11 protein-coding genes are annotated in these 11,147 nt (G+C 68.3%); 4 read left to right on the forward strand and 7 right to left on the reverse strand.

The features are described 5' to 3' along the window. Positions 1-23 precede the first annotated feature (23 nt). Entirely contained in the window at positions 24-1,343 is a 1,320-nt protein-coding gene (locus AB0M35_RS12085; protein WP_363744398.1) for a serine/threonine-protein kinase, read from the forward strand. Here the strand turns inward: AB0M35_RS12085 and AB0M35_RS12090 are convergent. Beyond that, positions 1,282-1,863, reverse strand: a complete 582-nt coding sequence (locus AB0M35_RS12090) for a hypothetical protein (RefSeq protein ID WP_363744400.1) — start codon at positions 1,861-1,863, stop codon at positions 1,282-1,284. The two genes, AB0M35_RS12085 and AB0M35_RS12090, sit on opposite strands and share 62 nt — an antisense overlap. 170 nt (positions 1,864-2,033) lie before the next feature. After that, positions 2,034-2,198, reverse strand: coding sequence for a hypothetical protein (locus tag AB0M35_RS12095; RefSeq protein WP_363744402.1), 165 nt, complete (start codon positions 2,196-2,198; stop codon positions 2,034-2,036). Positions 2,199-2,289: 91 nt separating this feature from the next. On the opposite strand from AB0M35_RS12095, the gene AB0M35_RS12100 reads away from it, so the two are divergent. Continuing rightward, a complete protein-coding gene (locus tag AB0M35_RS12100; RefSeq protein WP_363744404.1) occupies positions 2,290-4,413 on the forward strand; it encodes an N-6 DNA methylase in 2,124 nt (707 codons plus the stop codon). A 16-nt stretch (positions 4,414-4,429) separates the two neighbouring features. Here the strand turns inward: AB0M35_RS12100 and AB0M35_RS12105 are convergent, their stop codons facing one another. Continuing rightward, the gene (locus AB0M35_RS12105; protein WP_363744406.1) at positions 4,430-5,065 is read right to left on the reverse strand and encodes a response regulator transcription factor; all 636 of its coding nucleotides are present in this window, start codon (positions 5,063-5,065) and stop codon (positions 4,430-4,432) included. After that, on the reverse strand, positions 5,017-6,333 hold the full coding sequence (locus AB0M35_RS12110) for a sensor domain-containing protein (RefSeq protein ID WP_363744408.1): 1,317 nt from the start codon (positions 6,331-6,333) through the stop codon (positions 5,017-5,019). Before AB0M35_RS12110 ends, AB0M35_RS12105 begins: the two co-directional genes overlap by 49 nt. Positions 6,334-6,436: 103 nt before the next feature. Here AB0M35_RS12110 and AB0M35_RS12115 point away from each other — a divergent pair, with 103 nt between their 5' ends. Together AB0M35_RS12115 and AB0M35_RS12120 are read left to right on the forward strand one after the other, a co-directional pair. Beyond that, a complete protein-coding gene (locus AB0M35_RS12115; RefSeq protein ID WP_363744410.1) occupies positions 6,437-7,465 on the forward strand; it encodes an acyl-CoA desaturase in 1,029 nt (342 codons plus the stop codon). Positions 7,466-7,670: 205 nt separating this feature from the next. Then, positions 7,671-8,969, forward strand: a complete 1,299-nt coding sequence (locus tag AB0M35_RS12120) for a nucleotide disphospho-sugar-binding domain-containing protein (protein ID WP_363744412.1) — start codon at positions 7,671-7,673, stop codon at positions 8,967-8,969. 132 nt (positions 8,970-9,101) lie between these two features. On the opposite strand, the gene AB0M35_RS12125 is transcribed toward AB0M35_RS12120, so the two are convergent. From AB0M35_RS12125 to AB0M35_RS12135, 3 genes are all read right to left on the reverse strand, one after another. Continuing rightward, positions 9,102-9,248 (reverse strand): sugar phosphate nucleotidyltransferase, encoded by a 147-nt coding sequence (locus tag AB0M35_RS12125; RefSeq protein ID WP_363744414.1) that lies wholly within the window; start codon positions 9,246-9,248, stop codon positions 9,102-9,104. Positions 9,249-9,268: 20 nt separating this feature from the next. Beyond that, positions 9,269-9,436 carry a sugar phosphate nucleotidyltransferase gene (locus AB0M35_RS12130; RefSeq protein WP_363744516.1) on the reverse strand — a complete coding sequence of 56 codons (168 nt, stop codon included), beginning with the start codon at positions 9,434-9,436 and terminating at the stop codon, positions 9,269-9,271. A gap of 63 nt (positions 9,437-9,499) precedes the next feature. Beyond that, positions 9,500-10,987 (reverse strand): radical SAM protein, encoded by a 1,488-nt coding sequence (locus tag AB0M35_RS12135; RefSeq protein ID WP_363744416.1) that lies wholly within the window; start codon positions 10,985-10,987, stop codon positions 9,500-9,502. Positions 10,988-11,147 lie beyond the last annotated feature (160 nt).

Below are 11,147 nucleotides of genomic sequence, written 5' to 3' on the forward strand. Positions count from 1 at the left end.
ACAGCTGCCAGGGCCGTGGCGAGATGACCGCTATGCTGGGCTTCGTGGTGCCCGACACGAGCCTCAAAGACCGCTACCGGTTGGGCCGGTTCCCCTTGGCGCACAAGGGAATGGGCGAGGTCTGGTCCGCACATGACGCGCTGCTCGACCGTCCCGTCATCGTGAAGTTCGTCAGTCCCGCCATGGCGGAGCCGGAAGTCGTGCGCCGGTTCCGCCGCGAGGCGCTGTTGACCGCGCGACTCGACCATCCCGGCGTGCCCGCCGTCTACGATCTCGGCGAGCAGGACGGCCAGCCCTACGTGGTTCTTCAGAAGATCGACGGGATCACGCTCACGGATCTGGTGGCCGAGCAGGGTCCACTGCCGATCGCCTGGGTGGCCGCCATCGGCGCGCAGGTCAGCAGCGTTCTTCTCGCGGCACGACAGATCGACCTGGTGCACCGCGACATCAAGCCGAGCAACGTGATGCTGGACACGCACGGTGCGGCGAAGGTGCTCGACTTCGGCCTGGCGGTGATCCGCGACGACGAACGCTACTCACGGATCACGCAGACCGGGCAGAGCATGGGCACGGTCGGCTACATGTCGCCCGAACAGATTCTCGGTGAGCACGCCGACCACCGCAGCGACCTGTATGGGCTGGGCGCCACCCTCTTCGACCTGCTCACCGGCCGCCCACCGTTCCAGGGCGTCACCACGATGACCACCCTGCGGCATCAGGTGACCGCTCCGCCGCCGCGCCCCACCCAGTTGCGACCGGACACCCCCGCAGCGGTCGACGATCTGGTGCACTCGCTGCTGGCCGTTCATCCCGACGATCGGCCGGAGAGCGCTGCGGAGGTCTACGCCGTACTGGCGCCGCTCGCCCGTGAGTTGCCACCGATACCCGGCGTCCTGACCGACACCGTCGAGGCGGTGCGGGCGTACGCCGCGATCGTGGGACGGGTGCCCCGCCCGGCCCTCCACCCGTCGCCGACGACGGGCATGCCCACGACGCTCGACCTGCAACACTCCGTGCAGCAGGCCGAACACCTGCACGCGGCGGGCGAGTTCCGCGCCGCCGCACGACGCTGGCGGCAACTGGCTGAGCAGCACGAACGGTTGTACGGCGAAGGCCATCCCGTGGTCTTCGACCTCCGGCTCCGGGCCGCCCGCGCGCACATACCGCTCGGCGAGCATGACCGTACGTTGCGTCAGCTCGACGTGCTGTTGCAGGAGCGCTTGCGGGCGGCCGGGCCAGAGCAGGCCGTGGTGCGGGAGTTGCGCCAGGAGATCGCGCACCTCATTGAGCAGCGGCGGGCCTCACCCCACTCTCGATCAGGCGGACCAGCCGCGGATCGCTGAACGCCGGCGCCAGCAGCGCGGCTTTCTGTTCGGGAAAGCGGTCGGCGCCATAACGGAAGATCCGGGCACAGTTCTGCCCACGCGTCTCGGTCGCCAACGCTCGCCCGGCCAGCCACGAGTACATGCCGCTGTGCTTCAACCAGGCCGCTTCCTCACCGTGTCGGTCGAAGCCACGGCCGCTGGCCGCATGCCCGAACACGTCGTGCACGGCCCGGAACATGTCGTTCTCCCCGTCGCTGAGATACGGATGCGGATTGCCGCTGGCCGCGCTGGCCCACACCCGCAGCCGGCGCTGCCGCACGTCGTCGACCATCGACGCGACATCCGGATACGGGTCTTCGTCGACGACGGACACCGACATGCCGAGCCCACCGAACTCCGCCCGGCCGACCAGGAAGTGATACTGCTGCACCGTCTCTCGACAGAACGCGGCGTATGCGGGGTAGGCCCGCTCGTCCCGGATCGGCGCCGCCACGTAGGCGTCGGCGATGGCCATGCCGACATCAGGGTCAAGGCGCACTCGTGGGTACACCTGGGGACCTGAAGGGCGGGTTCCGAAGCAGTAGCGTGCCGCGCCCTCGCTGACGTAGGCGACCGGTGGAAACCACGGGGACGAGCCGGTGGACGCTGCGGATACGAACAAGGGTGCTCATGGTCCTCCTTCGATCGACGGGGTCGGTCAGGTGCTGGTCAGCGAACGGCCGAGGGCCGCTGCCGTACCGGGGCGTCGGCATCCCGGGTCGATTGCTGCTCACGGCGTAGCAGCTCACCGAGAAGGCGCATCTCGGACCTGCGACGGTCCTGGTAGACCTTCGCGATCTTTCCGATGGTGGTGCTGTAGCCACGACGGGGCATGACTCCTCCAACGCTGTGAATCGGAACGCCATGAACGATAGCTGTCTGTGAACCGAGTACACAAGTGTCATCTATATGCTAACGTTCACGCGTGACGAACGAGTCGAACGCGACCGCCGAAACGGCAACGCTGACCGCCAGCGGCATCGCGCGACTGGCCAACGTGGGCCGAGCGGCGGTCAGCAACTGGCGACGCCGGTACGCGGACTTCCCGAATCCCGTCGGCGGCACCCCGACCAGCCCATCGTTCGACGTCCAGGAAATCGAGCACTGGCTGCGCCGGCACGGTCGACTGCACCAGGCCAGCATCGAGCAACGGACCTGGCGGCACATCGAGAGCTACCAACCTGCGGCGCAGATCAACGACGTCATCGGCATCGTCGGCGCCCACCTGCTCGTCCGGGCCCAGCAGTCCGATGACCCCGACGACAACCTGCCGACCCCACGACAGCTCGTCGCCCGCCTGCGCACACTCGACGCTGCACTGGCCACGATGGTCGCCGACGTGTTGCCGAGGCAGTGGAGCACGCAGCTCACCACACTCCTACGCGCGGCTGATCAACTCAGCTCGGCCCGCGGTGCCGAGTCCGCCTTCGAATACCTGCACAACCAGTACGCCAACTCCACCCAGTCAGGGTCCGGGCTCGCCGGCACACCTGATGCGGTGGCCGAAGTGATGCTGGCCCTGACCGGAGTCGGCACCCACACCTTCGACTTCACCAGCGGCACGGGGTCGATCCTGCGCATGGCCGCCGACCGGGCGCTGCGAACCGGCACCCCCACCCGATGCTTCGCCCAGGAGATCAACCCGCAGTACGCCCTGATCACGCTGCTGCGGCTGTGGTTCGTGCAGCTACGCGCCCAGCAGGCAGGACACCGCACACCGCCGCCCGTCGTCCACGTCGGCGACAGCCTGCTCGCCGATGCCCTGCCCGACCTACGCGCCGACGTGGTCGTCGCGAACTTCCCCTTCGGCATCCACGACTGGGGCCACGACCGCCTCGCCTACGACCCCCGCTGGACGTACGGTCTGCCCCCACGCACCGAACCCGAACTCGCCTGGGTGCAACACGCCCTGGCGCACCTCTCCCCCGACGGCACCGCCGTCGTGCTCATGCCCCCGGCCACCGCGTCACGTCCCGCCGGCCGCCGCATACGCGCGGAACTGATCCGCCGCCACGCGCTACGCGCGATCATCGCCCTGCCCGCCGGACTGATGCCGCCGGCGAACATCGGACTGCACATCTGGGTCCTCACCCAACCCGACCCGCAGCATCCACGCGCCGGTGAACTCCTCTTCGTCGACGCCACCGCCGCCACCGGTCGAGACCTCAGCGACACCATCGGCACCGCCTGGGCCGCCTACCGGTCCCACCAGTACGCCGAAACACCCGGCGTCCACCGCGCCCTGGCCGCCATCGAGTTGCTCGACGACGAAGTCGACCTGACCCCCCAGCGTCACCTACCGCAGGCCGCCGAACTCTCCGCCGACCCGGCGCAGATCATCGCCAACCTCGGTGACTTCGACCGACTACTCGAACAGCTACGGCACAGCCTGCCCGCCGTACACCAGACAGACACCGCGCCGCTGCGCCGAGCCCCCCACGCCGACATCGCCGACCTCATCCGATCCGGCAGCATCTCCGTACAACGGGCCACCTCCCGCAGGCGATCCACCAACGCCACGGTCGGCGCGCTCGTACTGACCGCCGCCGACATCATGGCCGGCGGCCCCGCCACCGGCTCCACGGCCCGCGCCGCAGATGAACCGGCAGGACCGCGAGTACGCGCCGGTGACATCCTCATCTCCGTCATCGGCCACAAGATCAACGCCCGGGTGGCCACCTCAGCGCAGCTCGACGCCGAACTCGGACCGGGCACTCAACTGATCCGCGTCGACACGACCCGCTTCGACCCATGGTTCGTCGCCGGTGTCCTGTCCCGCACCGACAACCTCCGCATCGCCGGCAGGGCTGCCAGCACCATCAACGGCACCGCACGCATCGACCTCAAACGACTCACCATTCCGGTGATGCCGCTGAACGAACAGCAAGCCTACGGGGACGCCTTCCGTCGACTCGTCGAATTTCGTACCACCCTCGACCGGATGACCGGATCCGGCGCCGTCCTGGCCCGGGAGATCGCCGACGGCCTCACGACCGGCACCCTCGGCCTCACACCACCCGTCAACGCTGCACAAGCCACTGTCGACTGAGCGGAGCTCCACCTGTTCAGCCGTTGAGGTACGCCAGGACGGCGAGGACACGCCGGTTGTCGTCATCTGAGGGCGGCATGTCAAGTTTGGTGAATATGTTGTTGATGTGTTTGCTCACGGCTTTCTCGGTGATGCGGAGCTTGGCCCCGATCGCCGCGTTGGAGCGACCTTCGGCCATTTCACCGAGCACTTCCCGTTCTCTGGGGGTGAGCACCGCCAGCGGCTCTCGGCGGGCGAGGAGTTGCGAGATCACCTCGGGGTCCATGGCGGTACCGCCGGCGGCGACCCGGCGCACGGCGTCGACGAACTCACCGACGTGGGACACGCGATCCTTGAGCAGGTAGCCCACACCGCCGTGCGGCGTGCTGAGCAGTTCGCGGGCGTACAAGGGCTCGACGTGCTGGGAGAGCACGAGGATGGGCAAGCCGGGAATCTGGGTACGAGCCGCGATCGCGGCCTGCAGACCTTCGTCGGTGAACGTCGGCGGGAGGCGGACGTCGATGACCGCCACCTGAGGCCGGTGGGTGATCAGGGTGGGCAGCAGGGCCGGGCCGTTGTCGACGGCGGCGACGACGTCGAAGTCGAAGGCCCGCAGGATTCGGGTCAGCCCGTCCCGGAGGAGCGCGTGGTCCTCGGCGATGACAACGCGCACGGCAACTCCATGGTGATGACGGTAGGCCCCCCGAGCGGGCTCGACAGGGCCATCGTGCCATCGAAGGCGGCGAGGCGGCGTTCGATGCCCCGCAGACCGGTACCGGCCACGGGGTCGCCGCCGCCCACGCCGTCGTCGGCGACCACCATCGTCAGCGTTCCGTCCGCGTGCCGCAGGGACACCGATCCGGTGCGGGCGCGGCTGTGCCGGACCATGTTGGTCAGCGTCTCCGCGACGGCGAAGTACGCGGCCGACTCGACGGGTGTGTCGAGTCGGCCCGGCAGGTCGACATCGACCGTGATCGGCACGGGCAGGCTGAGCGCCAGCGCCCGCACCGCGCCGTCCAGTCCGCGTTCGGCCAACACAGGTGGATGGATACCACGGACCAGGTGCCGCAGCTCGACCAGTGCGGTGCCGCTCGCTGCACGCGCTTCAGCGAGCATCTCGTGGGCTGCGGCCGGGTTCCGGTCGATCAGTTCGTCGGCGAGACCGATCGTCATGCCCAGCGAGACGAGCCGCGCCTGGATGCCGTCGTGCAGGTCGCGCTCGATGCGGCGCAGCTCGGCTGCCTGGGCGTCCACCGTGTCGGCGCGGGTCACGGTCAGCTGGGTGACCCGCAGGCGGAGTTCGGCGGCCTTGGTCGGTGCGAGCAGGAGTCGGGCGAAGTACGCGTCGACCCGCCGTAGCCACGGCGCCACCCACAGACCGCCGGCCAGGATGGCGGCGCCTTGCGGCAGGCAGATCAGCCCTTCACTGAATGTGTCGATGGACCAGACGGCGCCGTAGCCGTACCAGTCGGTGCCGAGCCAGATCCACAGCGGGGTCAGCGTCAGACCCATGATCCCGTACAGCGGCACGGCCAGCGAGATCACGCCGAGGGCGGCCCCGACGATCCCGCCGGGCAGGAGCCAGGCGAGGTCACGCCAGGTGGCCGGGTCCGTCACGATCCACCGGAAGCGCCGCCAGCCGCCGGCAATGCCCCGCTCCGGAGGCGAGCGGTAGGGACGTGGCACCGGAACCCCGGCCCATGCGGCACGCCTACGTTCGAGATCCGCCCGCTTCCGGACCAGCGTCGTCGTCCAGGACACCAGCGCCATGCCGAGCAGCGGCACCGGGACCAGGACCAACGCCAGCAGCGATACGCCGAGCAGCGCGACGTTGGCCAGGGCCAGGCCGATCGCGGCCAGACCAGCGAGCACCGCGCGCACACCCCGCCGCGCCCACTCGTACGTCCGCTCGTCAGGCCCGGCCATGTCCACGAATGCCATTGTGCCCACGCGATCGCCGTTTCTCGGTGGTGCTAGCACCCCCTTCCAGCGGGAAGGCAGCGCTCCTGACAGCGCCCTTTTGAGGCGGTCTGCTGGAATCATGATGACTACCACGAGACCGTCGCAGTCGACGACCGGCAGTGATTTCGCCATCCTGTCCCGCCGGATCATCGACGCGGGGTTGATGCGCCGCCGGCCCGCCTACTACGTCGTCCGGCTGAGCGTCGTCACGCTGATGTTCGTCGGCGGCTGGGCGGCCTTCTTCGCCATCGGCTCCTCGTGGTGGCAGATGATCACCGCCGTGTTCCTCGCCGTCACGTTCGCCCAGGTCGCACTCGTGGCGCACGACCTGGCGCACCGCCAGGTGTTCCGCACCAGACGTCCGAGCGCGGTCGCCGGACTCCTGGCCGGCAATCTCGGCATCGGAATGAGCTACGGCTGGTGGATGGACAAGCACACCCGTCACCACAACAACCCCAACCATGACGACCTCGACCCGGACGTGGCCCCCGAGGTGCTCGTCTGGGCCACCGAGTCGGCTGTCGGCCGGCGCGGGCTGAAGGGCTTCATCACCCGGCACCAGGCCGCACTGTTCTTCCCGCTGCTCACGCTGCTCGCCGTCAGCCTGAAGGTGTCCAGCGTCAAGGCGTTGCGCAACGGCACGGTGAAACAGCGGCGTGTGGAGAGCGCACTGCTGATCCTGCACGCCGTCGGCTACCTCGGCGCGCTGGTGCTCGTACTCTCGCCGCTGCAGGCCGTCGCCTTCCTGCTGCTGCACCAGGCACTGTTCGGCGTCTACCTCGGCATGACCTTCGCCCCCAACCACAAGGGCATGCCGCACCCGACCGGCGCCGAGGACTATCTCCGCAAGCAGGTGTTGACCTCCCGTAACGTTCGGGGGAACCGGCTGGTCGACGCGGCGCTCGGCGGTCTGAACTACCAGATCGAACACCACCTGTTCCCCGGCATGCCGACGCCCAACCTGCGCAAGGCACAACCGATCGTGCAGGCATACTGCACCGAGATCGGCGTCGCCTACGTACAGACCAGTCTCGTCACCTCCTACCGCCAGGCCCTGCGACACCTGCACGAGGTGGGCGCACCCGCACGCGCCGAACACGCGCGGCGCTGATCCAGCCGCCCCGCCGGTGTCAACCCCGTCACGCCAAGATCCGCCTCACCTCCGGCCGTCGTCGTCAGGCCGCAAGCCGGGAGATGCGGCCACCCGGCGATGCCGCGAGCATGAAGGTTCCGGTGCGACCCGTCACTCGGCTGTTCCGCGCCGCCATCGAGCGGCGCGCCCACGACCGCGCCGCCTGAAGACCCAGGAGACTCTTATGCGCATTCTCTTCCTGACGTGCCCGGGCAGGACGCACCTGTACTCGTTCGTACCGCTGGCCTGGGCCCTGCAGACCGCCGGGCATCAGGTCCGCGTCGCCAGCCAGCTCGATGCGACCAACCTGACCGCCGCCGACATCGCGCACACCGGCCTGCCCGCGGTCGTGATCGGGGACGAGCTCGACACCTCCGCCATGCTGGCGGAGGCCCAGCAAAAGGCTGCCGCCGAGGGGAAGGCATCGGACGCACCGCCGCCCCCGCCGCCCGCCCCTGCTGGACCGCGGCGCAGGCCGGCACAGCGCGAATACGCCGCCGAGGATCCGTACGCCGAGCTCGACGGCCTGGCCCGTCAACACTTCCCGTTCTTCAACTCCCCCTCGGTGATCGACGGCGCGGTCCGCTACGCCCGCCGGTGGCGACCCGACCTGGTCATCTGGGACACGATGACCATGGCTTACGCCGGCCCGGTCGCCGCGCAGGCGGTCGGAGCCGCGCACGCCCGCTTCGTGTTCGGCGCGGACGCGCTGGGCCAACTGCGGATCGCCGCGCAGCACCAGGGGGATCCGCTACGGGCCGCCCTGGAGCCCATCCTCGACCAGTACGGCCTGGCCTACAACGAGCACACCTTGACGGGTCACTGGTCGATCTTCCCCATGCCGACGTGGACCTGGACTCCGCCGGGCATGGACTACCTCTGGATGCGACCCGTGCCGTACAACGGGCCGTCGGTGGTCCCGGACTGGGTGCTCGACGAGCAGGAGCGCAAGCGCGTCTGCATCACCCTGGGCGTGACCTTCCGCGAGCTCGACGCCGGCGCGTCGACCAGCGACCTGCTCGAGGCGGTCGCCGACCTGGACGCCGAAGTGGTCGTCACGCTCGGCCGGGATCCGGCGGAGCTGCCGACGCTGCCCGCCAACGTCCGTGCGGTCGACTTCGTCCCGCTGGCGGCGCTGCTGCCCTCCTGCTCGGCCGTGGTCCACCACGGCGGCTACGGCACGTTCGCCACGGCGCTGGAACACGGGGTGCCGCAGTTGGTGGTCCCCGGCAAGTTCGGCAACGACAGGTTCTGGGGCCCGTACGCCTATCTCCCTCACATGGAGGACGAAGGCGCCGCCGTCTACGTCAGCGACCACGACCAGCTGACCCCGGACGTGCTGCACGACAGCCTGCAACGGGTGCTGAAGGATCCGGCGTTCGGCCGCAACGCCGCCCGGATGGGCGCGTTGTCGGCGGCGCTGCCGACGCCGAACGACAGCGTGCCGGCCATCGAGCGACTGACCGCCCACTACCGTTCCTGAGTGTCGCCCCTTTACCGGGGCCCGTAACGCTGGGGTGCTGCCCCGCGGTACGGGCCCCGGCCGTATGCGTCCCTGCCCCGGCGCTTGCCGGGGGCAGGGGCGAATGCCCTGGCGGCTCTGGATCACCTGCACCTACTGGCTGGCGGCGAGCAGGTCGTCGTGCGTGCCGCAGTCCATCCAGGGGTAGCCGCGGCTCAGCCGGACGAGCTTGGCCCGGCCCTGCCGCATGAACTCGATGTTGCCATCGGTGATCTCCAGTTCACCGCGGGGCGATGGCATCAGATCGCGGGCGAAGACGGTCAGCCCTGGACCGAGCCGGCCGCGCGGTGCAGCACGTGCCAGAAGCCGGCGCCGTGGAACAGGTTGTCACCGAGGATCAGCGCCGAGGGGTCGTTTCCGATGTGGTCCGCGCCGATCAGGAACGCCTCGGCGATGCCGCGCGGCTCCTTCTGCTCGGCGTACGACAGGTTGAGGCGACACCAGGGATCTTCTGAATTGCCGAGCGACGGCGCCGGGACCGGCGCCGTCGGTCAGTCCGTCGGCGCGAGCAGCTTCTTCTTCTCGTTCTTGAACTCCGGGTTGTTCACCTCGTGCCACGCCCGGCTGCGAATCTCTTCCAGAACCTCCGCCGGCACGAGGGTGTTGACCATGTTGGCCTTGTAGATGTTCATCCGGTCCGGGTCGAAGTCTTCGCTGAAATGCCCTCCGGCGACCGCGGCATCGTAGAGCGGGGAACCGGGCAACGGCACCACGATGAAGAAGCCCGCCGCGTCCAGGCCGTACGACATGTGCTTCTTGGCGGCCTCGATGGTGGTCTCAATCTCTTCCAGCGTCTCGTCCGGATACCCCAGCATGTAGTTGCCGTAGATTTTGAAGCCGTATTCCTTCATCGCCACGATCAGGGATTCGATATCCGCCTTCTCGATATTCAGCTTGTTGCTGGCGTACTTGCGCATGATCCGCAGGTTGCCCGTCTCGAACGGCAGGTTGATCTGTGTGAACCCCGCTCCGGCCAGCGCCTCCAGGATCTCGTGGTCGGCCTTCCAGCGCTTGAGCAGGTGAATGATGTTGATGCCGTTCACGTCGCAGATGTTCAGCCCGGCGCCCTGGATCTTACGAAGCAGGCGTAGGCCTCGCTTCTTGTCGCCCAGCAGCGAGTCGTCCTCGATGAAGACGTTGTCGACGCCCAGGTCCTTGAGCATGGCGATCTCGTCGAGCACCCGATCGTCGGACTTGATCCGGAACTTACCGATAGGTCCGCTGAGCGAGCCTTCCTGCTCGCCGGCGATGTGGCAGTACGAGCAGTGAAACGGGCAGCCCAGAGACGTCATCATCTGGGCGTACCGCAGCTCGACACCGGGCTCGAACACCCCGGCGTGCGGCCGGGCGATCTTCCAGTACCGCTCGTTGGCCAGCAGGTCCCAGGCGGGCATCGGCAGCTTGTCCAGGTCCCAGACCACATCCTGCGAACGGGTCGGCCTGATCCGGGTGGTGCCGCCGGCGTCGACGTACGCGATCCCGTGGATCGACGAGAAGTCCGGCCGAGCCGACCGCCGCACCTCGTTGACGATCTCGACAATCGTGCCCTCGGCCTCCGACAGGCAGACCGCGTCGAACCCGGCCGCGAAGAACCGGGGCAGCCGCGAGCGCGCGTTCACCCCGCCGGAAACGAGGATCTTGTCGGGGAAGGCCGCCCGGATGAGCCGCGCACAGTGCAGCACCATTGTCTCTTGATCGGTGAAGATCGACGTGATTCCGACGATGTCGTAGTCCGCCACGACATTCAGGATCCGCTCGTCGTCGACGCCCATGCGCACATAACCGCTCGGCAGCGGCATTGGCTTGTCGAACATACTGTCGACAATTGGGTCGTCGGCATCACCAACGCAGGCGTCGTAAATTCGCACGTCTACGCCGTGGTCGCGCAAGGCGCCCGCCAGATTGGGGTAGGCGAGCGACGCATTCGGCTTACACACCTGCCCCGCAGCAGTTTGCATGGGTGGGTACAGCAGCAGCACCCGACCCTCTCGCATATTCATAGGAGTAGACTATCTGACTGCGTCGGAGAGCTCAATTAGTTGAGCATTCTAGAACAAAGGCGCCGCCGATTCGAATCCAAAACGGACGCGGAGGTGCCGCGAGTGCCCTGTTATGCGGTCCAGCCGAATACACGCGGCG

Origin of the sequence: Micromonospora sp. NPDC051196, assembly GCF_040682415.1 — a bacterium.
In the GTDB taxonomy this organism is placed as follows: domain Bacteria; phylum Actinomycetota; class Actinomycetes; order Mycobacteriales; family Micromonosporaceae; genus Micromonospora.